Source organism: Klebsiella sp. GG_Kp146 (genome assembly GCF_040061975.1).
In the GTDB taxonomy this organism is placed as follows: Bacteria; Pseudomonadota; Gammaproteobacteria; order Enterobacterales; family Enterobacteriaceae; genus Klebsiella; species Klebsiella quasipneumoniae.
In genome coordinates, this window is record NZ_JBEAHA010000002.1 from 116900 (window position 1) to 137384 (window position 20485).

The window sequence follows — 20485 nt, forward strand, 5'->3', positions numbered from 1 at the left end:
GCAACGCGCGGTGCTTTTTTTTGCCTTTTTACTGCCTTACTCGTCCAGCTCACCCAGCTGTTTCACGTCAGAGCGATTGATCTGCTGTTTGTTGCCCCACGCGTCCTTATACGAGATCATGCCAGTATCATTATCGGTTTGCGGTTTCCCGTCGGTGATGATGGTCCGCCCATCATTGGTATGCATCACATAGTTAGAGGAACAGGCGCTCAGGCCCAGAGTCAGCATACAGGCAGAGATAATCGCAGCGGCCTTAGTCATTTTCATTTTTCTCTCCTTACGGCTATTTATACTATTCGTGACTCGTTAAGTAATAGGTTAAAACACAAACCCAACACTTTTCAGCATAACCCTCTTTGCCCCATATGGAATCACATTCGGACAATTCCACAGGACGCAGAGGCCTTGTCACGCCCGGCAAATTGCGCGACGATCGCGGTATTGATACGAGGAATTCCATGAACGCATTCAACCCTGCGCACTTTCGCGCGCAGTTTCCGGCTCTGGCCGACGCCGGCGTCTATCTCGACAGCGCGGCGACGGCGCTCAAACCGCTGGCGGTGATCGACGCCAGCGACCAGTTTTATCGCCTGAGCGCCGGCAACGTCCACCGCAGTCAATTCGCCGCCGCCCAGCGGCTGACCGAGCGCTATGAGGCGGCCCGCGAGCGCGTGGCGGCGTGGCTGAACGCCCCCTCCGGCAAAGATATCGTCTGGACGCGGGGGACCACGGAGGCCATCAATATGGTGGCGCAGAGCTACGTCCGGCCGCGCCTGCAGCCTGGCGATGAAATTATCGTCAGCGAAGCCGAGCATCATGCCAACCTCGTGCCCTGGCTGATGGTGGCCGGGCAGACCGGCGCCAGAGTGGTCAAGCTGCCGCTTGGCGCCGACCGGCTGCCGGATATCGCCAGCCTCGGCGCGCTCATCACCCCGCGCAGCCGGGTGCTGGCCATCGGGCAGATGTCCAACGTCACCGGCGGCTGCCCGGACCTGGCGCAGGCCATCCGCCTTGCTCACGCCGCCGGAATGGTGGTGATGGTCGATGGCGCCCAGGGGGCGGTGCATTTCCCCGCGGACGTGCAGGCGCTGGATATCGATTTTTACGCCTTTTCCGGTCATAAGCTGTATGGCCCGACCGGGATCGGCGCCCTGTACGGTAAAAGCGAACTGCTGGCGGCGATGTCGCCCTGGCTCGGCGGCGGGAAGATGATCGCCGAGGTCAGCTTTGACGGCTTTACGCCGCAGCCGGCGCCCTATGGCCTTGAGGCCGGTACGCCCAATGTCGCCGGGGTGATTGGCCTGAGCGCCGCGCTGGAGTGGCTGGCGCAGAGCGATATCGGCCAGGCGGAAAACTGGAGCCGCAGTCTGGCGAGCCTGGCGGAAGAGGCGCTGGCGAAACGGCCGGGCTTCCGCTCTTTCCGCTGCCAGCAGTCAAGCCTGCTCGCCTTTGAGTTCGACGGTATTCATCACAGCGATCTGGTGACGCTGCTGGCGGAGTCCGGCATTGCCCTGCGCGCCGGGCAACACTGCGCCCAGCCGCTGCTGGCGGCCTTAGGGGTCAGCGGCACGCTGCGGGCCTCTTTCGCCCCCTACAATACCCAAGACGATGTTGCGGCGCTGGTCCACGCGGTGGATCGCGCTCTGGAAATTCTGGTGGATTAATGACAACTCTGCATCCCTTCGGCACGACCATTACCGACGCCACGCTGCGCCAGACCTTTGCCCCGCTGAACCAGTGGGAGGATAAATATCGGCAGCTGATTTTATTGGGCAAAAAGCTGCCGACGCTGACCGATGAGCGCAAAGCGCAGGCCCGGGAGATTGCCGGGTGTGAAAACCGCGTCTGGCTGGGCTATGAGGAGGATGCCGAAGGCAGGCTGCACTTCTTTGGCGACAGCGAAGGACGGATTGTGCGCGGCATGCTGGCGGTGCTGTTGACCGCCATTGAAGGCAAAAGCGCCGCTGATCTGCTGGCGCATGATCCGCTGGCGCTATTTGATGCGCTGGGGCTGCGCGGCCAGCTGAGCGCCTCGCGCAGCCAGGGGCTCAGCGCCCTGAGCGAGGCGGTGCTCGCCGCCGCCCGCGAGGTTGAGGTTTAAGCTCATCCCGGGGGCGGCGCTTGACGCGCCTTGCCCGGGCTACCGGTTCGTGCGGTTTTGTCGCCCGGACAGGTGCCTCCGGGGAATTGTCTTGTAGCCCGGGTAAGGCGCCTGCGCCGCGACCCGGGAATTTACGCCGTCTGCCGCTCCGCCTTCGCCAGCATTTTCTTCAGCGCATGGGATACCGCGACAAAGCCAAAGGTCGCGGTCACCATCGTCGCCGCGCCAAACCCGGATGCGCAGTCCATTCGCTTCGGCCCTTCCGCCGTGCTCTTCATCGCGCAGACGCTGCCGTCCGCCTGCGGATAAACCAGCGCTTCGGTAGAGAAGACACAGTCCACGCCGAGCTTGCCTTTGCTGTTTTTCACCACCCCAAACTGGCTTTTCAGCCGCTCGCGCAGTTTGGCCGCCAGCGGATCCTGAATGGTTTTCGCCAGATCGGCGACCTGGATTTGCGTCGGATCGATTTGTCCGCCCGCGCCGCCGGTGGTGACCAGCGGCACCTTATGGCGACGACAGTAAGCGATTAACGCCGCTTTCGGCCGGACGCTGTCGATGGCGTCGATGACGTAGCTGAAGCCGGCGCCCAGGTATTCCGCCACGTTTTCCGGGGTCACGAAATCATCCACTACCGTCACCCGACACTCCGGGTTGATCAGGCGAATACGCTCCGCCATCACTTCGGCTTTCGCCAGCCCGACATTGCCGCTGAGGGCGTGGATCTGGCGGTTGGTATTGGTGACGCAGACATCGTCCATATCGATAAGGGTGATCGCCCCGATGCCGGTTCGCGCCAGCGCTTCCGCCGCCCACGAGCCGACCCCGCCGATCCCGACCACGCAGACGTGGGCGTTGGCAAAACATTGCAGCGCTTTTTCACCATATAAACGTGCCGTACCGCCAAAACGCTGGCGCCAGGCATCGCTGATTACAACAGACATATAACCTCAGAATTAGTGGACATTCCCGGGTCGCGGCGCAAGCGCCTTACCCGGGCTACCGTAGCCCCGGTAAGCGCAGCGCGACCGGGGAAAAGAACGTGAGTACTAGCCGCTAAAGACGTTGCCCGCGCCCGGGGCGTTTTTCAGCACCCATACGCGGCCGTAGTGGTTATACCAGCCGGCACGATGCCCGGCATCCGGGCCAATGCCCTGGTAAATATCGAAATGCTGGCCTTTGATGGCCCCGCCGACATCGAGGGCGACCATCAGTCGCAGTTCGTATTGGCCGTTAAACTTGCCGTTATTATCCAGCAGAGGCACCTCGGCCAGCAAGGTGGTTCCCGGCGGAATAATCGACCGGTCGGAGGCCACCGAGGCGCGGCCAATCAGCGGCACGGCGCTGGCCCCTTTCACCGGAGCGAAAGACTGCGGTTTAAAGAACACGAACGACGGGTTCTGCTCCAGCAGCTCACGCACTTCCGCTTCGCTGTGCTTTTCACCCCACTCGCGGATCGCCTGCATCGACATATCTTCGCGCTTTACTTCCCCGCGGTCGATCAGCACTTTACCGATGCTGCGATAGGGCCAGCCGTTTTTCCCGGCATAGCTAAAGAAGTTGAGCGGCGAACCATCGCCAAAGTCGATATAACCGCTGCCCTGCACGTCCATGATGAAGTTATCCATCAGCGAGTTGCTGTACGCCAGCACATAGTTATCGCTCAGCGCGCCGGCATAAATGCTGGCGCGGGACGGCAGCTTGCCGCGCTTCGGCGGCATCCGGTAAATGGGGTACTGGAATTCGCCCTGGCGGGTGTGGCGCGCCTGCACCACTGGCGTGTAGTAGCCGGTAAACTGGACGTTGCCATAGTTGTCGGTGCCCTGCATCTGCCAGGCGTCGATGCCAAACTGGCGCAGCGTACGGGTGTCGCCGCCGGCGCGCAGCCACTCCTGCAGCGCGTTATAGACGTTGCTTTGGCTGTTATAGAGGCGCGGCGAAGCGTTACGAATTTGATTAACCTGCTCGGAGAAGTCGCCGGCATTGATCGGCGCCCCGACGGCATCCGGCTGGTTTACCAGTGAAAACGGCTGGGTGAACTTGCCATCGCTATATTGCTGACCGCGGTCGGTCGGTTTTGAGGAACAGGCGGCGAGCATGGCCAGCATTGCCCCCGTCGCTACATATTTTGCCCAACGTCCTTTCATGGTGTCTCATCTTTTGCTGCGAAGCCTTAGTGCGTGTTGAAGATAACAAAGCGCCGGGGCTATTGAAATGCGCGATCTCATCGATGGCACAGATTTGTGTAAAAAAACACCACAACATGGCGTTTTATAAGCCAATTCTTACAAAAATGTCGATTTGGTCGAAAAAAGGTTGCATCATCTCGCTAGCGGAGTATAGTGCGCTTCCACGGACGCGGGGTGGAGCAGCCTGGTAGCTCGTCGGGCTCATAACCCGAAGGTCGTCGGTTCAAATCCGGCCCCCGCAACCAACATTACAAACACCCTCCAGGGTGTTTTTTTGTTTCTGCGCTCCGCGAATCTGCTACAGAATTCCGGGAACGGCGCAGCGCCGCTCCCCCACCTTCTCAGCCCTTCGGCAACACAATATTGCTCGCCGCCAGCATCCCCATTTCGTGATACATCGCGCAGGCCGCTTCCACGATCGGCATCGCCAGCGCCGCGCCGCTGCCTTCGCCCAGGCGCATCCCCATGTTGAGATACGGTTCCAGCTCCAGGTGCGCCAGCGCGATACGCGCCCCCTTCTCCGCCGAATAGTGCGACGGGATAAGATAGGGTTTCACCTGCGGCGCCATTCGGCACGCCGCCAGCGCCGCGGCGTAGGAGAGGAAGCCATCGAGCACCACCGGCAGGCCGCAGGAGGCCGCGCCCAGCATCACCCCCGTCATCCCCAATAAATCAAAACCGCCCACTTTCGCCAGCACGTCCAGACCATCATGCGGATCGGGGCGGTTAACGGCGATGGCCCGGCGTACCACCTCAACTTTATTGCCGACCTTCGCCAACGGCAGATTAGCGCCAATGCCCACCACCTCCTGGGCATCGCTGCCGGTCAGGACGCTGACAATCGCCGCCGCCGGGGTGGTATTGGCCATTCCCAGCTCCCCGACGCCAAACAGCGTGACGCCATCCTCCGCCAGCCCCCGGGTATAGCGCATCACCTCCAGCAGCAGCTCTTCCGCCTGGCTGCGGCGCATTGCCGGACCAACGGCGATATTGCCGCAGCCGCGCGCCACGCGCATGTTGATGACGCCCGGTATCAGCTCGGCATCGATCCCGACATCAATCACGTGCATCTTCGCGCCCGCCTGCGCCGCCAGTACGCAAACGCCGGTTTTGCCCAGCGTCATATTCGCCGCCTGAATCGCGGTCACCGCTTTTGGCGAAATGGCGACCCCTTCGTCCCACACGCCGTGGTCGGCGCACATCACCAGCAGCGCCTTGTTTTTCACCTGCGGCACACCTTCAAGACCGGGCATGCCCGCCAGCTGCACGGCAAGATCTTCAAGGCGTCCAAGGCTGCCGGGCGGTTTCAGCAGACCATCAATATGAAGCCGGGCGCGCGCCATCGCGTTTTCATCAGGCGCCGGGATCGCGCCCAGTAGAGAGGTTAAGCTTTGCATAGAAGTTCTCGTCTTGTTGGCTGGCTCATGGCAGAGCCAGCAGGAAGAATAACGCCCGTTACGGCGCGCCTGGCCTATTTGATTTTTACGCCAATGCCCGACACCACCAGCCACACCTCGTCTGCCGCCGCCGCAAGGCGCTGGTTGACGCGTCCGGCGATATCGCGGAAATGGCGGGCAAGACGGTTTTCCGGCACAATCCCCATCCCTACCTCGTTGGTCACCAGCACCACGCGGGCCGGGCAGCGCTGGCAGGCGGCAATCAGTACCGCGATTTCGGCGTCGATCGCCCGCTCCATCGCCGCATAATCCCAGCCGTCCGGCGAGCTGTCGCCCCCCAGCGCAAACAGCAGGTTGGTCACCAGGGTGGTGATGCATTCCAGCAAAATCGCCTCCTCCGGGGCGATATCCGGGGTGATCAGTTCATCAAGCTGCTGCCAGCGCTCGGCGGTGCGCCAGTGCGCGGGCCTGCCGTCGCGGTGGTGCTGGATCCTCGCCGCCATCTCGTCATCAAAGATCTGCGAGGTGGCGATATAGAGTACCTGCGGCGCATGGGCGATCAGCGCTTCAGCATGACGGCTTTTACCGCTGCGCGCCCCGCCGGTCACTAAAGTCAGCATACGGGCTCCTGATGTTGGCGCATGATGGCGTAGATTTTTTCGATATCAATATGCTGACGCATCGCGTCCGCCAGCAGATCGAACTGGCGCGATTTATACTGCGCATACTCGAAATCGCTATCCAGCGCCGCCAGCCCTTTACGCTGGCGCAGGCCGTTAACCAGCGCGCGGGTAAAGGCATCGCTATCGAACAGGCCGTGCAGATAGGTGCCAAACGCCAGGCCGTCATCGCTGACCGCGCCGTCCGCCACGCTCAGGCCGCCTTTATGTAATTGCATCAGCGAACGGCAGCCGTCGCGCAGCTCGGTTTCGCCCATATGAATTTCGTAGCCGCTTACCGCCAGCCCCGCCGTTGCCGCCAGCCACGCCGGGAGCACCGGAGCCAGAGTCGCCGTGACCTGGGTCGTCGTTTTGCTCTGCGCAAAGTGGGTGACGGTATTGAGCAACCCCAGCCCCGGCTGGGTGCCAAGCCCCGACTCCACCTCATCGATAATGGTTTCGCCGAGCATCTGATAGCCGCCGCAGATCCCCAGCACCGGTACGCCCTGACGCCGGGCCTGCAGTACCGCATGCGCCATGCCGCTCTCGCGCAGCCAGCCCAGGTCGCCGAGCGTATTTTTACTGCCCGGCAGGATAATCATATCCACGCCCGCCAGCTCCTGCGGCTGGCGAACATAGCGGACGCGGACGTCCGGCTGCGCCGCCAGCGCGTTGAAATCGGTAAAATTGGAGATGTGCGGCACCTGAATCACGGTAATCTCAATATCGCGCCTGTCGGTGCGCAGATATTTCCCTTTTTGCAGCGCGACGCCGTCCTCATCTTCAAGATCGACGTCCAGCCACGGCATGACGCCGAGCACCGGGACGCCGGTGAGCGCTTCTATCTGCTCGATCCCGGAATACAGCAGCGCCACGTCGCCGCGAAATTTATTAATAATCACGCCCTTGACCCGCGCTCGCTCGCGATCGTGCAGCAGCGCGAGCGTGCCGTAGATAGAGGCGAATACGCCGCCGCGATCGATATCCGCCACGAGGATCACCGGGCACTGGGCCATCTCGGCCATGCCCATATTGACGATGTCGCGATCGCGCAGATTGATCTCCGCCGGACTTCCTGCCCCTTCCAGCACCAGCACATCATGTTCGGCGGCCAGGCTGTTATAAACCGCGAGGATCTGTTCCCGCAGGCGCGGTTTATATTCGTGATAGCTCACCGCGTCCATATCGGTCGCCACCTTGCCCATCAGCACCACCTGCGCTTTGCGGTCGCTGGTTGGCTTAAGCAGCACCGGGTTCATGCGCACATCCGGGATAATACCCGCCGCTTCGGCCTGGAAAATCTGCGCGCGGCCCATCTCTTTGCCATCCGGCGTGATACCGGAATTGAGCGCCATATTCTGCGATTTAAACGGCGCGGTGCGCTGCCCGTCCTGATAAAAGATCCGGCACAGCCCCGCGACCAGCACGCTTTTGCCGACGTCAGAAGCGGTGCCCTGTAACATAATTGCCAGCGTCATGACGCCTCCTTCATCGCATTGCTTCGCATCCGCGTAAAAAATTCCTCTTCGGTTTTACACAGCGGCAGCCCGAGCTGCGCGTGCAGTTTCACCAGCCACGGCTGGGTGAGCCCGGCCCGGGCCATCAGTTCGCTGCGGGCAAACACCTCCCCGGGTTCGCCGTGCGCCAGCACTTCGCCGCGGCGTAAGACGTAAACCGCATCGCTGATTTCATAGATCAGATCGATATCGTGGCTGGAGATCGCCACGTGGTTGCCCCGATCGGCAATACGCTTAATAATGTCGATCATCTGCGCGCGTCCCGAAGGATCGAGACCCGCCGTCGGCTCGTCGAGCAGTAAATAGCGCGCCTGCAGCACCAGCGCGCCGGCTATCGCCACGCGCTTTTTCTGCCCGTGGCTCAGGCACTGAATCGGCTGGTGACGAAACCCCTGGGCATCGACGAGAGTCAGGGCATCGTCCACCCGGCGGGCAATTTCCTCTTCCGCAACCCCCAGATTCCGCAGGCTAAAGGCGATATCGCTGTCGATATCGGTATAGAAAATCTGCTGGTCCGGGTCCTGGAAAACGGTCGCCACCTGCTGACGCAGCGCCAGCAGGCCGCGCTTGCTGTAGTCCAGCGGTTTTCCCTGCCATAGCACCGCCCCGCTCTGCGGGCGCAGCAGACCGCTCAGGTTCATAAACAGCGTGGATTTTCCGCAGCCGTTCGCCCCCACCAGTCCGGTCACGGCGTGATGGGAAAAATCCAGCGTCAGCCCCTTCAGCACCGGCTCGTCCTGATAGCGAAACCAGAGATCGGTCGTGGCAAGCATACTTATCCTTAAAGGTGAAAATCACCCTGATACAGTTTGATATCCAGCGTGGTGCTCATCTGCTGGTAGCGAATCATCACCCGGGTAAACAGCAGTCCTACCAGCATCGCCAGCGAACGATAGCCCTTCGGCACGCTACGGTAGCCAAAACGTAATGTTTGCGCACGGTGAATCGCCAGCGCTTCGTCTAACAGAATAAAAATAAAACGCCAGGTCAGCAGGATTTGCTCGGTCAGCAGCCGCGGCACCCGCCCACGCTTGAGCAGCACAATAAGCTGCGGGAACGGCAGATTCAGCACCAGCCAGAAGGTGGACGCCAGCGCCGCCAGGCTGCGCCAGAAGGTCTGATTGGCGGTCGTCAGCCCCTCCGACGTGATGCCCAGCCAGACGCTGCCCAGCGGCAGGCTCACCAGCAGATCCTGCGGATTGCGGCTAACGCTAAACAGAATGGTCAGCACACCGATCAGCAGGAAGCCAAACGGCAGCGCCATCCAACGGCACCAGCGCCACGGCGAGACCCGCAGCAGCCAGCAGGTTAAGGCGGCAATCAGCGCCATTTCGATACCCTGCCCCAGCGGAGGCAGGGTAAAAGCCAGCACCATCAGCAGCAGCCAGAACAGGAACTTGCGCTCCGGCGCGACGTGAAACCAGCGGCTCTGATAGCTGAGTCGGTCAAACCCGGTCATCACGGCGCTGTCTGCCTTTGCTGTAGCCCAGAATATAGAAAATGACCGCCGCGCCGAGAGAGCCCTGGAGCGTAAACAGCAGGCTCTCAATTTCTCCGCTCGCCGGTTCGTACAGCGGCTGGAACCACGGCTCATAATGCGGCGCGACCACCTGAATCTGGCTCTCCGCCTCGCCGTCCGAACCGCCGAATTCGCCGCCGTGATCGACAAAGAACGGCAGGATCACCAGCGCCACCACCATGGCGAACAATATCAGCGTCTTTTTCATGTTAATGCCCCTGTGCGGTAATCAGCTGACGTTTGGTCAACTGGTCGTAGATCATGACGGTTAACAGCCCTTCAGCAATGGCGATCGGGATCTGCGTCAGGCAGAAGATCCCCATAAACTTGACGATCGATCCGGTCGCGCCGGCGGCGGGATCCGGAAAGGCCACGCCGAGCTGTACGGAGGTGACAAAGTAGGTCACCAGATCCGCCAGCATCGCGCAGAGAAACACCCCGACGTCGCGGCGAATGCCCGCGCGGCAGGCCATTTTCCACACCATATAGCCGACCACCGGCCCGATGACCGCCATCGACATCCCGTTCGCGCCGAGCGTCGTCAGCCCGCCGTGCGCCAGCAGCAGCGCCTGGAACAGCAGTACGATGGCACCAAGGATCGCCACCACGCCAGGCCCGAAGAGAATCACCGCCAGGCCGACGCCGGTCGGGTGGGAACAGCTGCCGGTTACGGAAGGAATTTTCAGCGCCGAGAGGACAAAAATAAACGCCCCGCACAGCGCCAGCAGCACCTTCTGATTGTTATCTTCCTGCACAATGCGGCGCAGGCGCACCAGCCCGTACCACAGGCAGGGTAAAAACAGCAGCCACCATGCCAGGGCCCACATCGGCGGTAAAAACCCCTCCATGATGTGCATCGCGAAAGCCTTTTCGGGAACCACTATCAGCAATAGCGCCGCAGCTAACCCGCTGAAAGACAGCCGTTTTAGCTGTTGTTCACGTTTCATTCTGCATACTCCCACTGTTTATTGACCAGAATGGTCGAGAAATAGGGCAGCGGCTGGTCGTCGCTGACCTCATTGAGATGGCGCCAGCACTGCTCGCCCGGCAGCGTGGCTTCAGACATCATCAGCGCGGCATCCAGCAGACCGTTTTTCGCCAGCAGCGCTTTGATGCGGGGAAACCGCCCGTACACTTTCATCAGCACCAGGCTTTCATGCTGGCGCAGCGCCTGCTCGATTTCCGTTTCCGGCGCGGTGCAGGAGATCACCGCCAGCGATTGCTGCTCCATGGCCAGCGGCGTTTTTGAACGCGCGGCAATGGCGGCAAAAGAGGTGACGCCGGGAACAATCTCCAGCCACTCCGGGCAGCCGATACGCTGGAGTAAGAACACCCAGGTGCTGAACAGCATGGCGTCGCCGAGGGTAATAAAGCCGACCTGCTTGCCCGCTTCCACTTCCTGAACCAGCGCGGCGGCAACCTCATCCCACACCGCCTCTTTTTCCGCGCTGTCGGCGCTCATCGGGAAATGGCAGCAGCGTACTTCGGTCCGTTCGCCGATATACTCGCGCACGATGGAGAGCGCGAGGCTGTCGCCGCCTTTACGTCCGGCGGGCGCGTAGAGAATGTCCAGCGTGCCCAGCACCCGCGCCGCGCGCACGGTGATCAGGTCGGCGGCGCCAGGGCCGGTACTTAAGGCATATAGTTTGCCGCTCATGCCGCCTCCTCCATTGCCAGGCTCAGCGCCTGCAGCAGGTGAGCGACGAACATTGCGCGCACCGCCGGATTCTCTCCCAGCCCGTTCAGCCAGGGCGTCGCCGTGATACCGGCGGCGTTGAACAGCGTTTTCCAGGAGTCCTCTTCGTCCGAGGCCATATCGTTAATGGCGTGATCGCCGGCCACCAGCATCAGCGGCATCAGGTGCACGCCCTTCACCCCCTGCTGGCGCAGGCTATCGATAAGAATATCGACTTCCGGATAGCTCTCGACCGCGCCGACCCGCGCCGGAAACCCCTTCGCCGTCATCATATGATCCAGACAGGCGTAGGCGGCGAAAGCGTGATGGCTGGCGCCGTGGCCCATAAAGACTACCGTTTCATCGGCGGCAAGCGGCGGCATCTGCTGGCGCAGCGCCTGCATCAGCTGGACATAATCGTGATGGCTGCTCAGCAGCGGCGCCCCCAGCGTCAGGCGGAGGAACAGCGGGCGCAGGCTTTGCACTTCGCGGACGATCTTTTCATACTCATCGCCGTTGATAATGTGCAGCGACTGAATCGCCACATCCTGGTAGCCCTGCTCGGCCAGCTTCTGCAACGCCTGCAGCGGCGTATCAATCTCGATACCGTCGCGCTGTTTGAGCTTGCGGATAATCATCCCGGAGGTGAAGGCGCGAAACGTGTCGCGGTCCGGACAGCTGGCCGCCAGCTCGCGCTCGCAGGCGACGATATTCTTTTCACAGGTGTCGGGATAGCTGGTGCCAAAACTGACCACCAGAAGCGCTTTTTTCATTTAGGACTCCTTAAGCAGCGGCCAGCCAGCGCGCTAAGCGCCGGGCAAAGGCAGCCTGACTTTCCAGTAACTCTTCACCCGTCACCAGCGGCGCCGGGCGCGTAATCACGATGCAGGGGATACCGGCATCCAGACAGGGTTGTACTTTTTCCTGATAGCCGCCTTCGGCCCCGGAGGCTTTGGTGATCACCACGTCGGCCCGGCACTGGCGGTAGAAAGCGGCGTTGAACGCGGCGCTGAACGGCCCACACAGGGCGAAAATCTCGCCTACGCCAAACCCCAGCGCGGCGCATTGCGCGATGACATCGGCGACCGGCAACACCCGTGCCAGCAGCGTTTTGTCACCTAATCCCGCCCGCCAGCGCGCCAGATCTTTACTTCCCGTGGTGAGCAGCACGCGCTGGCCGAAACGCCGCGCCACCTCGCAGGCTTGTTCAATGCTCTCCACGGTATAGAGCAGCGGATGCGTCAGGCCGCTCAGCTGCTCCGGGCGCTGATAGCGGCTCAGCAGCACGCCGGCGGTTTCACAGGCCCGGACGATATTGCGGCTTACCGCTTCGGCGTAGGGGTGAGAAGCATCGATCACCCAGCGGGTCCGGTTAGCTTTCAGCCAGGCGATCATCTCCTCCAGCTCGAGGCGCCCGCAGCGCACCTGGCCGCGAATATCCCCCGCCAGCTGCTGGCCGGTGGGCGTCGCCACCGACAGGGTGTAGGGGACCTGCGCCGCGTCAAGCTGCTGACACAGCGCCCTCGCGTCGCTGGTTCCGCCCATCACCAGCACCTCGCCGTGGCTCACAGCACGTAGCCTCGCGGGGTGATCATCAGGCCATCCTGGATATACGTCGCTTTGTTGCCGACGATCACCAGGCTGGTCATATCGACCGGTGCAAAATCCATCTCCCCCAGGGTGGTCAGCCATTTCTCCTGTTTTTTACGTCCGGCGGATTTCACGACCCCCACCGGGGTCTGCGCGCTTTTACTGGCCGACAACAGCTCAAAGGCGCGCGCCAGATGGCCCTCGCGGCCGCGGCTGCGCGGGTTGTAAAAACAGATGACGAAGTCGGCTTCCCCGGCGGCGACAATGCGTTTTTCAATCACCGGCCACGGGGTCAGCAGGTCGCTGAGGCTGATATGGCAGAAGTCGTGCATCAGCGGCGCGCCCAGCAGCGAGGCGGCGGCAATGCTGGCGGTCATCCCCGGGATCAGGCGGACTTCCACATCCAGCTTCTGCTTGCTGACCAGTTCGAGCACCAGTCCGGCCATGCCGTAAATACCGGCATCGCCGCTGCTGATCAGCGCCACGTTATGCCCGGCCTGCGCCAGCTCAATCGCCGCCTGGCAGCGCTCAATCTCTTTGCACATTCCGGTTTTGATCACCTGCTTATCGCCGGTAAAGGCTTTCACCAGGTGCGTGTAGGTCTTATAGCCAACGACGATTTCCGCCGCCTGCAGCGCTTCAATGGCCTCCATGGTCATCATGGACTGCGAGCCAGGGCCGATTCCGATTACGCTTAACATCAGTGTGAAACTCCCAAAGTAATAGTGACGCCCTGTTCGCGCAGGGTTTCGCCTAACAGTTGCCCATGGCTCAGCAGCCAGGCCGCCGGACCGGATACGCTCCCCACGCCGACGGTTTTTCTGACGAACGATGAAGCGGGAAAGTGATGCTCATGCTCGCGCAGGGCATCAGCGGGAAAGGTTTCGAACGGTACGCGACAGCAGGAAGCCAGCTGAATCAGCCCCTGCTCGTGCTTCTTCAACGTGACGCTGCCGATAGCTTTCAGCGCCAGCGGATCCAGGCGCTGCGCCTCAAGCTGGCGCGCCAGCAGCGCCGCTAATAGCGGGAATGGCGTATCGCGGCGGCAGCCAATTCCGGCGACCACCCGCTGCGGCACCAGCTTCCAGTGCGGCACGGCGATCGGCGGCAGTTCGTTGCGCAGCGTGACGCAGACCAGCGCATCCAGCTCGGGAAGCTGGTGCAGATCGGCCACGGTGATAAACCCCCGCCGGTCGCAGTGGCGGACGTCTTCATCCAGCTCTTCGTCCCACCACAGACCGACGCGCTGATGGCTGACCAGCATCTGGTTGACGGTTTTCACCGCCGCGCGGAAGTCGCTCATCCGGGCATTAAGCTGGAATGCCAGCGTATCCAGGGCCGCCAACTCGTTGACGTCGGTGGCGGTGGTGATCACCGGGTCGGCGCCGAGCATCCCGGCCAGATAGCGGCTGAGGGCATTCGCGCCCCCCGCATGGCCGGAAAGCAGGCTAATGACGTGCTGGCCGCGTTCGTCGATCACCACCACGGCCGGATCGCTGAACTTATCATTGACCAGCGGGGCCAGCACGCGTACCGCGATCCCGGTGGCGCCGATGAAAATCAGCGCCGAATAGCTGCTGAAGGCCTCGCGCGCGGCGCTGGCAAAACCGTTTTCAAAGGGGAGAAAACCCTCTTCCAGCAGCTTCTCGCTGGTAAAGCAGGTTAACGGCAGCATCGCCGCCAGCCGTTTCGCCAGCCGAACGCCCCCTGGCGTCAGGCAGAAAAGTGCGATTGATTCAGGCTTTACGGTATTCATGGCTAAAGTCCGCCGCGTAGAGTTTTGAGTAGTGATACTCAGCGCCCAGGAAATTCCCGACCAGAATGAGCGCCGTTTTGCGGATCCCCGCCTCGCGTACCTTGTCGCCGATATCCGCCAGCGTACCGCGTACGGTCTGGCTTTCCGGCCAGGTCGCTTTATAGATCACCGCCACCGGCGTGGTTGCTGGATAGCCGCCTTCAATCAGGCGCTCCGCTACCCGGTGAATGCGCTGCACGGAAAGGTAAATCGCCATTGAAGTCTGGTGGCTGGCAAATGATTCAAGCTGCTCGCGCGCCGGCACCGGCGTGCGCCCTTCAAGGCGGGTGATGATCAGGCTCTGGGAGACTTCCGGCACGGTGTACTCGACGCCCAGCTCCGCCGCCGCGCCCAGAAACGCGCTGACGCCCGGCACCACCTGCCAGTCGATACCGCGTTTGGTCAGCTCTTCACCCTGCTCGCGGACCGAGCCATACAGCGACACGTCCCCGGTCTGTAAACGCACTACCGTTTTCCCGGCTTTAACGCCGGCTTCCATCAGGTCGAGAATTTGCTCCAGATGCAGTTCGGCGCTGTCGTGACACTCGGCGCCGGGCGGACAATACTCCAGCAGCTCGGTGTTTATCAGCGACCCGGCGTAGATCACCACCTGGGCCTGCTGCAGCAAGCGGTAGCCCTTGAGGGTAATCAGCTCACGGTCGCCCGGCCCTGCGCCAACGAACCACACACTACGGGGGTCAAATGTCTCAGCCATGGTTTTCTTCCTTCTGACAGGCGATAACAAAAACGGGATTATTCGGTTTGAAATAGTGGCCGCTGCCCAGCGCGGTCAGCGATGAAACGTTCAGCAGCAGGCAATCAATCTGTGTAATCCCCCGCTGCTGCAGATAGTCGAGAGCCGCGTTCAGGTTCTCCTGCAGGATAAAAGTCATCACCAGACGGCCGCCGGGATAGAGCTGCTGCCACGACCAGTCAATCAGTTCGTCGAGACGGCCGCCGCTGCCGCCCATAAAAATGGCGTCGGCCCGCTCGGTCATCACCATCGGCGCTTCGCCGGGCAGGATCTCAATGTTGCCGCAGGTGAAATGCTGGCGGTTTTCGTCCAGCAGCTGCAGGGCTGCGGGATTGCGTTCGATGGCGGTTACCTGCAAAGAGGGATACTGCAGCGCCGCCTCAATCGACACGCTGCCGGTACCGGCGCCGATATCAATCAGGTGGCTTGCCCGGTGCAGTTCAAGTTTGGCCAGCGCCAGCGCGCGAACCGCTTCTTTGGTCATCGGCACCTTCTCGCCGCGCAGAAAAAGCTCATCTTTCATCGAGGATCACCACCGCGTTCATCTCATATTCGGCATCGACCTCACTGACCGGTAGCCAGTGGATCCGCTCGTTATCCATCGCCAGATTTTCGCCAATCACCATCCAGCGATACCCTTTACCCCGCGCCGCCAGCTGGGCGGCGATTTCCCGCGGCCCGCAGCGTCCGTCGGTCACCATCGCCACCTTGCGCTGACGCGCCAGCTCATCAAAACAGACGTCTCGCCCGTGGCTGCTGGTCAGCCAGATATCGTTCATATCGATACCGGCCTTCGCGCAGAGATACTGCACCGCGCTGATGCCGGGAATAATGCGCACGCGATCGATGCCAAAGTGGGCTATCAGCCGCGTGCCAATCCCGTAAAAGAGCGGGTCGCCTGAGGCCAGCACCACCACCTTCTGCGCTGCGCGTTCGCCGAGCCAGACCAGCAGTTCGGCAATATTGGCGCCCAGCGCAAACCGTTCGCCGCGAAATCCGGGGAACTGCTGCAAATGCCGCTTACCGCCTACCAGCGCATCCGCACTGGCGACCGCATCTTGCGCCGCCGGCGTCATCAAATGCAGTCCTGACGGCCCCATGCCAACCACCGTTAACATGACATCTCCCGCGCAATCTCGGCCACCGGGCGATTGCTGCCGAGGACCTTGTTATCAAAGGAGAACATGATGGCGTCGCAGACGGGCGGCGTTTTGGTAAAACGCAGCATCTGCATCACCCGCAGGCAGATGCGTTCAGCAAGATGGTTATAGATAGGCTGAAAACCGTACGCGTCAATGTGCTCCATCGCCGCTTCGGTGGTATCGCATTCGCTCACCAGTTGCAGCAGCGCCAGCGGCGCCCCCAACAGCGCCAGATGTGCGACCAGCGTTTCCATGCGCGCATCGGCGATATGGCTGTGGGTATGGAAGATCCCGGCGGCGACTTTAATCAGCTTGCCGGGATGGCCAATCAGCACAATCTGACGGAACCCGAGGCGGACGGCCTCTTCAATCATGTAGCCGACGAAGTTGCTCATGGTGACCACCACCTGCGAGTCGATGCCCATCTGCTCGCGTACGAAGCGTTCACCGTGGTTGCCCGGCACCAGCACCACCCGCTCCAGCCCCGCCGCGCGCTTAATTTCCAGCTCCAGCGACAGCGAACGCTTCCAGCTCTCTTCCGACATCGGCGTCACGATACCGGTGGTGCCGATAATCGAGATACCACCCAGGATCCCCAGCCGCGAGTTATAGGTTTTCTGCGCCCGCTCCTCGCCCTCCGGGGCGAAAATCTCTACCGTCGCCCCGCGCGACGGGCCTATCGCTTCGCGCACCGCCGACTCAATGGTGTGGCGCGGGGTGCGGTTTATCGCCGGGCTGCCGATAGGCAGGCCGATCCCTTTACGGGTGATGGTGCCGATACCTTCGCCGCCGCGCAGGGTTATCTCGCCGGAGTCGTCGAGCGTCACGCGAGCGAAAATCAGCATACCGTGGGTGGCGTCAACGTCATCGCCGCCGTCTTTACGAATCGCGGCGATCGCCTGCTGCCCTTCGACGTGCGGCGATTCGACGTTAAGACACAGGGTGACGCCGGAAGGAGTCACAATGGAGACCTGATGAATGAGGTGCTGGCGCATCACCATCAGCGCCGCGACCTTTGCCGCCGCCGTCGCGCAGGATCCGGTGGTATAGCCTTTGCGCAGCGCCTTGCCGTTGTGCCACACCGGGGCGTCGAAGGATTGCTCGCTCATCTCGCCCCCTGTAAGTGGTACAGAATGGCGTTGACGATAGCGGCGGCGACGTTGCTGCCGCCTTTACGACCCAGCGCGGCAATGCCCGGCAGGCCGCTCTGCGTCAGGGCGTCTTTCGACTCCGCCGCGCCGACGAAGCCGACCGGCACGCCAATCACGCCGTTGACCGCGACATCATGCTCCAGCAGACGAAACAGCGCGGTGGGCGCATTGCCGAAAACAAACACCTTCTCGCCCTCTTCGGCAACCGCAATATCGACCGCCGCCATCGAGCGGGTCATCCCCTGCGCTTTGGCCTCCGCCACCACCCGCGGATCGCTGATATAGCAGCGGCACTCGCCGCCGAATTTCGCCAGCAGGGTTTTATTGATCCCGGAAAGGGCCATGGTGGTATCGGTATAAAGCGTGCAGGGCTGGCTCAGGGCGGCGCTTAAGCGAGGAAGCACGTCGGGCGAAAACCACAGAATATCCAGCCAGTCAAAATCGGCGGTGGTGTGGATCACCCGCTTGATAATGGCTTCGTGTAGCGGGCTGGCAAAGCGGTAGTCCGGGCGGGTCTGCGCAATAATGTCGCCAATAATGTCGAAGCTTTTCGCCTCAATCGCCTGCGGTTGCTGGATATAGTGCATTCATTTGTCCTCAGGCTGCGCCGACCAGCCAGAACCGGATCGCCATAAACAGCGCCAGCGCCAGGGTCGAAGACACCCACATCAGTCGAATCGTTCGGGAAATATCGTCTACGGAAATATCGCGCGTCGCCTCGCCAATCCACGGCTTCTCCACGCGCTGACCAAAGTAATCGTTAGGGCCGCCAAGCCGGATGCCGAGCGCCCCGGCGACGGCGGCCTCCGACCATCCGCAGTTTGGGCTGCTGTGGTTGTAGCGATCGCGCCAGCCGATGCGCAGCGCGCGGCCACTCGCTTCACCGCAGAGGAGAGCGGCGAGGCTGATAAGCAGCCAGCTCAGGCGAGCGGGGATAAAGTTGGCGACATCATCGAGGCGGGCGCTGACCATGCCGATGGCGCGGTATTTTTCGTGCTTATAGCCGACCATCGAATCCAGGGTGTTGACCGCTTTATAGGCCATCGCCAGCGGCGCGCCGCCGAGCAGCAGGAAGAAGAGCGGCGCGATAATCCCGTCAACGGTGTTTTCCGCCACCGTCTCAACAACCGCGCGATTAATCTGCTGCGGCGCAAGCTGCGACGTGTCGCGCCCGACAATCCATGACAGCTTGCTACGGCTTTCCGCCAGATCCCCCGCGCGCAGCGGTCGCTCGACGTCCCGCGCCGACTGCGCCAGACAGCGTCCGGCCAGCACGGTGAAAATCATCCAGACCTCAACCAGCCAGCCAAGCCACGGATGAATCCTCTGCGCCAGCGTCAGCACGCCCCAGCAGACGCCCCACGTCAGTCCGACTACAACTATCCACATCACCCCGCCGCCGATGCGCAAGGCAACATCGCTACGGCAATAGCGGCGCACGCCGCGCTGAACGGCGGCGATCAGGCTGCCAATCCAGCGCACCGGATGCGGCCAGCTCTGCGGATCGCCGATGATGAAATCGAGGAGCCAGGCAACGCCCCATGCCAGCAGCGTCATAGCGCGCTCCTTGCCGCAGCCAGCCAGTGGTTGAGCATGGTGGGGCGCTGCGCAAAGTGCAGGTGCAGATAGCTGGCTAACGTGTTGCCCACCTGCCAGCCGCCGGACCACTGCTGAAGGGTCATACCGTCGCGGACCTTGCGGCAGGCCAGAACCGCCGGGGACTCGGGAGTAAAATCCGAGTAGTGAAATTCATGCCCGCGCAGGGTTTCGCCGGGCGCCGCCAGCAGCGTTTGCCGCATCGCCCGCGCCTCGCAGTAGCCGAAGCGGGTAAGCCGTTTGCCCATCTTGCTGTGGCCGGGGATCAGGTTGGCCATCGGATAGATGTCGCCGCTGGCGTCTTCCAGGGAGCTGCCGAGATACATCAGACCGCCGCATTCGGCGTAAATCGCCACCCCGCGCCGGTGCGCCTCCCGCAGCTGCGCCAGCATCGGCGTATTGGCCGCCAGCGCGGCGGCATGAATTTCCGGATAGCCGCCGCCGAGCCAAATCATCTGGCACGGTGGCAGCTCGCTATCGCGCAGCGGGCTGAAGCGCACGATATTCACTCCGCAGCGTTCAAGCAGCGAGAGGTTATCCGGGTAGTAAAAGTTGAAGGCCTCGTCGTCGGCCAGCGCCAGCGTCAGGCCCGCGCCAGCATCAGGGGACGGCAGCGCCGGCCACTCCCCGGTGGGCAGAATGGAGAGCTGGCTGAGGGTAAGAAGCCGTTCAATATCCAGGGTTCGCGCCAGCGTGTGGGCAAAATCGCGCCACGGCTGCTGGTTAACCAGCGACTCGCGAGCGGTAACCAGCCCCAGATGGCGTTCGGGTAACGCCACCCCTTCCACTCGCGGTACGTAGCCGAGCACCGGCAGCCCGCAATAGCGTTCAATGGCGCCTTTGAGAAGCTGATAATGGGATTCGCTGTTGACGCGATTGACGATAACGCCGGCAATGTTAAGACTGGGGTCGAAGTGTTGAAATCCCATCACCGTGGCGGCGATGGAGGTGGAAACCGCTTTGCCATCTACCAGCAAAATGACCGGACAGCCGAGCTGTTTAGCCATCGCGGCGGTGCTGCAGTAGCCAGGGTCGGTACCGAAGCCGTCATACAGCCCCATCACGCCCTCAATGACCGCGATATCCGCCCGCTGCATCTGTTCGCAAAATAGCGCGTTAAGCACCGGCTCCGGGAGCATAAAGCTGTCGAGGTTGCGGGAAGCGACGCCGCTGACGGCGGTGTGCCAGCCGGTGTCGAGGTAGTCCGGGCCGACTTTGCAGGGCTGAACCCGCATGCCGCGCTGCTTCAACAGGCTGAGCAGGCCAAGCGTGACCGTAGTTTTACCACAACCGCTGCCGGTACCTGCGAGAATAAATGCGTGCTGCCTGGCTGCCATACCCCGATCCTGTGCCGGGTGGTAGGGCTGCGTGCATTCCCAGTCTTTCGACTGTACGCATCTGAG

General features: G+C 61.8%; 24 protein-coding genes and 1 tRNA gene. 3 read left to right on the forward strand and 22 right to left on the reverse strand.

The features are described 5' to 3' along the window. Positions 1 to 36: 36 nt before the first annotated feature. Positions 37 to 261: a YgdI/YgdR family lipoprotein gene (locus ABLU95_RS02845; protein ID WP_218811512.1), complete on the reverse strand. Its 225-nt coding sequence runs from the start codon at positions 259 to 261 to the stop codon at positions 37 to 39. 197 nt (positions 262 to 458) lie between these two features. On the opposite strand from ABLU95_RS02845, the gene csdA reads away from it, so the two are divergent. Together csdA and csdE are read left to right on the forward strand one after the other, a co-directional pair. Further along, complete coding sequence (gene csdA, locus ABLU95_RS02850) at positions 459 to 1664, forward strand: cysteine desulfurase CsdA (RefSeq protein WP_023290862.1); 1206 nt, start codon at positions 459 to 461, stop codon at positions 1662 to 1664. After that, on the forward strand, positions 1664 to 2101 hold the full coding sequence (gene csdE, locus ABLU95_RS02855) for a cysteine desulfurase sulfur acceptor subunit CsdE (RefSeq protein ID WP_065882031.1): 438 nt from the start codon (positions 1664 to 1666) through the stop codon (positions 2099 to 2101). The genes csdA and csdE overlap by 1 nt, the downstream gene beginning before the upstream one ends. Before the next feature lie 131 nt (positions 2102 to 2232). Here csdE and tcdA read toward each other — a convergent pair whose 3' ends face one another. Next, positions 2233 to 3042 (reverse strand): tRNA cyclic N6-threonylcarbamoyladenosine(37) synthase TcdA, encoded by an 810-nt coding sequence (tcdA, locus tag ABLU95_RS02860; protein ID WP_065882032.1) that lies wholly within the window; start codon positions 3040 to 3042, stop codon positions 2233 to 2235. Positions 3043 to 3147: 105 nt separating this feature from the next. After that, positions 3148 to 4245: a murein transglycosylase A gene (gene mltA, locus ABLU95_RS02865; RefSeq protein WP_065882034.1), complete on the reverse strand. Its 1098-nt coding sequence runs from the start codon at positions 4243 to 4245 to the stop codon at positions 3148 to 3150. Positions 4246 to 4455: 210 nt separating this feature from the next. Between mltA and ABLU95_RS02870 the strand changes: the two genes are divergently transcribed. Then, positions 4456 to 4532 (forward strand) — tRNA-Met (locus ABLU95_RS02870). Between the two features lie 96 nt (positions 4533 to 4628). On the opposite strand, the gene cobT is transcribed toward ABLU95_RS02870, so the two are convergent. The 19 genes from cobT to ABLU95_RS02965 all read right to left on the reverse strand — a co-directional run bounded on the left by cobT (position 4629) and on the right by ABLU95_RS02965 (position 20419). Beyond that, positions 4629 to 5684 (reverse strand): nicotinate-nucleotide--dimethylbenzimidazole phosphoribosyltransferase, encoded by a 1056-nt coding sequence (cobT, locus tag ABLU95_RS02875; protein WP_087849634.1) that lies wholly within the window; start codon positions 5682 to 5684, stop codon positions 4629 to 4631. A 74-nt stretch (positions 5685 to 5758) separates the two neighbouring features. Next, positions 5759 to 6304 (reverse strand): bifunctional adenosylcobinamide kinase/adenosylcobinamide-phosphate guanylyltransferase, encoded by a 546-nt coding sequence (gene cobU / locus ABLU95_RS02880; RefSeq protein WP_087849635.1) that lies wholly within the window; start codon positions 6302 to 6304, stop codon positions 5759 to 5761. Next, complete coding sequence (locus ABLU95_RS02885) at positions 6298 to 7821, reverse strand: cobyric acid synthase (RefSeq protein ID WP_243805890.1); 1524 nt, start codon at positions 7819 to 7821, stop codon at positions 6298 to 6300. Before ABLU95_RS02885 ends, cobU begins: the two co-directional genes overlap by 7 nt. Then, on the reverse strand, positions 7818 to 8633 hold the full coding sequence (locus ABLU95_RS02890; RefSeq protein WP_109546986.1) for an energy-coupling factor ABC transporter ATP-binding protein: 816 nt from the start codon (positions 8631 to 8633) through the stop codon (positions 7818 to 7820). The genes ABLU95_RS02885 and ABLU95_RS02890 overlap by 4 nt, the downstream gene beginning before the upstream one ends. Positions 8634 to 8641: 8 nt before the next feature. Further along, complete coding sequence (locus tag ABLU95_RS02895; RefSeq protein ID WP_014839396.1) at positions 8642 to 9319, reverse strand: energy-coupling factor ABC transporter transmembrane protein; 678 nt, start codon at positions 9317 to 9319, stop codon at positions 8642 to 8644. Next, positions 9306 to 9587: an energy-coupling factor ABC transporter substrate-binding protein gene (locus tag ABLU95_RS02900; RefSeq protein ID WP_004105092.1), complete on the reverse strand. Its 282-nt coding sequence runs from the start codon at positions 9585 to 9587 to the stop codon at positions 9306 to 9308. The genes ABLU95_RS02895 and ABLU95_RS02900 overlap by 14 nt, the downstream gene beginning before the upstream one ends. A 1-nt stretch (position 9588) precedes the next feature. Next, the gene (cbiM, locus tag ABLU95_RS02905) at positions 9589 to 10326 is read right to left on the reverse strand and encodes a cobalt ECF transporter S component CbiM (protein WP_243805888.1); all 738 of its coding nucleotides are present in this window, start codon (positions 10324 to 10326) and stop codon (positions 9589 to 9591) included. Then, positions 10323 to 11036: a cobalt-factor II C(20)-methyltransferase gene (locus tag ABLU95_RS02910; protein ID WP_101977748.1), complete on the reverse strand. Its 714-nt coding sequence runs from the start codon at positions 11034 to 11036 to the stop codon at positions 10323 to 10325. The genes cbiM and ABLU95_RS02910 overlap by 4 nt, the downstream gene beginning before the upstream one ends. Continuing rightward, complete coding sequence (locus ABLU95_RS02915) at positions 11033 to 11827, reverse strand: sirohydrochlorin cobaltochelatase (RefSeq protein WP_101977747.1); 795 nt, start codon at positions 11825 to 11827, stop codon at positions 11033 to 11035. Before ABLU95_RS02915 ends, ABLU95_RS02910 begins: the two co-directional genes overlap by 4 nt. A gap of 10 nt (positions 11828 to 11837) precedes the next feature. Beyond that, on the reverse strand, positions 11838 to 12623 hold the full coding sequence (locus ABLU95_RS02920) for a cobalt-precorrin-6A reductase (RefSeq protein WP_087849638.1): 786 nt from the start codon (positions 12621 to 12623) through the stop codon (positions 11838 to 11840). Further along, positions 12620 to 13345 (reverse strand): precorrin-3B C(17)-methyltransferase, encoded by a 726-nt coding sequence (locus ABLU95_RS02925; protein ID WP_004105101.1) that lies wholly within the window; start codon positions 13343 to 13345, stop codon positions 12620 to 12622. Before ABLU95_RS02925 ends, ABLU95_RS02920 begins: the two co-directional genes overlap by 4 nt. After that, positions 13345 to 14400, reverse strand: coding sequence for a cobalt-precorrin 5A hydrolase (gene cbiG / locus ABLU95_RS02930; protein ID WP_004114992.1), 1056 nt, complete (start codon positions 14398 to 14400; stop codon positions 13345 to 13347). The genes ABLU95_RS02925 and cbiG overlap by 1 nt, the downstream gene beginning before the upstream one ends. Then, entirely contained in the window at positions 14381 to 15154 is a 774-nt protein-coding gene (locus tag ABLU95_RS02935; protein ID WP_087849640.1) for a cobalt-precorrin-4 methyltransferase, read from the reverse strand. Before ABLU95_RS02935 ends, cbiG begins: the two co-directional genes overlap by 20 nt. Continuing rightward, positions 15147 to 15716, reverse strand: coding sequence for a decarboxylating cobalt-precorrin-6B (C(15))-methyltransferase (locus ABLU95_RS02940; RefSeq protein ID WP_348878782.1), 570 nt, complete (start codon positions 15714 to 15716; stop codon positions 15147 to 15149). Before ABLU95_RS02940 ends, ABLU95_RS02935 begins: the two co-directional genes overlap by 8 nt. Then, positions 15706 to 16311, reverse strand: coding sequence for a cobalt-precorrin-7 (C(5))-methyltransferase (locus tag ABLU95_RS02945; protein ID WP_004114996.1), 606 nt, complete (start codon positions 16309 to 16311; stop codon positions 15706 to 15708). The genes ABLU95_RS02940 and ABLU95_RS02945 overlap by 11 nt, the downstream gene beginning before the upstream one ends. Beyond that, complete coding sequence (cbiD, locus tag ABLU95_RS02950; protein WP_004114997.1) at positions 16305 to 17444, reverse strand: cobalt-precorrin-5B (C(1))-methyltransferase CbiD; 1140 nt, start codon at positions 17442 to 17444, stop codon at positions 16305 to 16307. The genes ABLU95_RS02945 and cbiD overlap by 7 nt, the downstream gene beginning before the upstream one ends. Next, the gene (locus ABLU95_RS02955) at positions 17441 to 18073 is read right to left on the reverse strand and encodes a cobalt-precorrin-8 methylmutase (protein ID WP_004105109.1); all 633 of its coding nucleotides are present in this window, start codon (positions 18071 to 18073) and stop codon (positions 17441 to 17443) included. The genes cbiD and ABLU95_RS02955 overlap by 4 nt, the downstream gene beginning before the upstream one ends. A gap of 10 nt (positions 18074 to 18083) precedes the next feature. Then, positions 18084 to 19043 (reverse strand): adenosylcobinamide-phosphate synthase CbiB, encoded by a 960-nt coding sequence (gene cbiB / locus ABLU95_RS02960; RefSeq protein WP_348878785.1) that lies wholly within the window; start codon positions 19041 to 19043, stop codon positions 18084 to 18086. Then, the gene (locus ABLU95_RS02965) at positions 19040 to 20419 is read right to left on the reverse strand and encodes a cobyrinate a,c-diamide synthase (RefSeq protein WP_348878786.1); all 1380 of its coding nucleotides are present in this window, start codon (positions 20417 to 20419) and stop codon (positions 19040 to 19042) included. The genes cbiB and ABLU95_RS02965 overlap by 4 nt, the downstream gene beginning before the upstream one ends. Positions 20420 to 20485 lie beyond the last annotated feature (66 nt).

Bases quoted from the DNA above. Each gene is read 5' to 3' on its own strand.
- ABLU95_RS02845 (WP_218811512.1), bottom strand. From the start codon at position 261: ATGACTAAGGCCGCTGCGATTATCTCTGCCTGTATGCTGACTCTGGGC.
- csdA (WP_023290862.1), top strand. From the start codon at position 459: ATGAACGCATTCAACCCTGCGCACTTTCGCGCGCAGTTTCCGGCTCTG.
- csdE (WP_065882031.1), top strand. From the start codon at position 1,664: ATGACAACTCTGCATCCCTTCGGCACGACCATTACCGACGCCACGCTG.
- tcdA (WP_065882032.1), bottom strand. From the start codon at position 3,042: ATGTCTGTTGTAATCAGCGATGCCTGGCGCCAGCGTTTTGGCGGTACG.
- mltA (WP_065882034.1), bottom strand. From the start codon at position 4,245: ATGAAAGGACGTTGGGCAAAATATGTAGCGACGGGGGCAATGCTGGCC.
- cobT (WP_087849634.1), bottom strand. From the start codon at position 5,684: ATGCAAAGCTTAACCTCTCTACTGGGCGCGATCCCGGCGCCTGATGAA.
- cobU (WP_087849635.1), bottom strand. From the start codon at position 6,304: ATGCTGACTTTAGTGACCGGCGGGGCGCGCAGCGGTAAAAGCCGTCAT.
- ABLU95_RS02885 (WP_243805890.1), bottom strand. From the start codon at position 7,821: ATGACGCTGGCAATTATGTTACAGGGCACCGCTTCTGACGTCGGCAAA.
- ABLU95_RS02890 (WP_109546986.1), bottom strand. From the start codon at position 8,633: ATGCTTGCCACGACCGATCTCTGGTTTCGCTATCAGGACGAGCCGGTG.
- ABLU95_RS02895 (WP_014839396.1), bottom strand. From the start codon at position 9,319: ATGACCGGGTTTGACCGACTCAGCTATCAGAGCCGCTGGTTTCACGTC.
- ABLU95_RS02900 (WP_004105092.1), bottom strand. From the start codon at position 9,587: ATGAAAAAGACGCTGATATTGTTCGCCATGGTGGTGGCGCTGGTGATC.
- cbiM (WP_243805888.1), bottom strand. From the start codon at position 10,326: ATGAAACGTGAACAACAGCTAAAACGGCTGTCTTTCAGCGGGTTAGCT.
- ABLU95_RS02910 (WP_101977748.1), bottom strand. From the start codon at position 11,036: ATGAGCGGCAAACTATATGCCTTAAGTACCGGCCCTGGCGCCGCCGAC.
- ABLU95_RS02915 (WP_101977747.1), bottom strand. From the start codon at position 11,827: ATGAAAAAAGCGCTTCTGGTGGTCAGTTTTGGCACCAGCTATCCCGAC.
- ABLU95_RS02925 (WP_004105101.1), bottom strand. From the start codon at position 13,345: ATGTTAAGCGTAATCGGAATCGGCCCTGGCTCGCAGTCCATGATGACC.
- cbiG (WP_004114992.1), bottom strand. From the start codon at position 14,400: ATGAATACCGTAAAGCCTGAATCAATCGCACTTTTCTGCCTGACGCCA.
- ABLU95_RS02935 (WP_087849640.1), bottom strand. From the start codon at position 15,154: ATGGCTGAGACATTTGACCCCCGTAGTGTGTGGTTCGTTGGCGCAGGG.
- ABLU95_RS02940 (WP_348878782.1), bottom strand. From the start codon at position 15,716: ATGAAAGATGAGCTTTTTCTGCGCGGCGAGAAGGTGCCGATGACCAAA.
- ABLU95_RS02945 (WP_004114996.1), bottom strand. From the start codon at position 16,311: ATGTTAACGGTGGTTGGCATGGGGCCGTCAGGACTGCATTTGATGACG.
- cbiD (WP_004114997.1), bottom strand. From the start codon at position 17,444: ATGAGCGAGCAATCCTTCGACGCCCCGGTGTGGCACAACGGCAAGGCG.
- ABLU95_RS02955 (WP_004105109.1), bottom strand. From the start codon at position 18,073: ATGCACTATATCCAGCAACCGCAGGCGATTGAGGCGAAAAGCTTCGAC.
- cbiB (WP_348878785.1), bottom strand. From the start codon at position 19,043: ATGACGCTGCTGGCATGGGGCGTTGCCTGGCTCCTCGATTTCATCATC.
- ABLU95_RS02965 (WP_348878786.1), bottom strand. From the start codon at position 20,419: ATGGCAGCCAGGCAGCACGCATTTATTCTCGCAGGTACCGGCAGCGGT.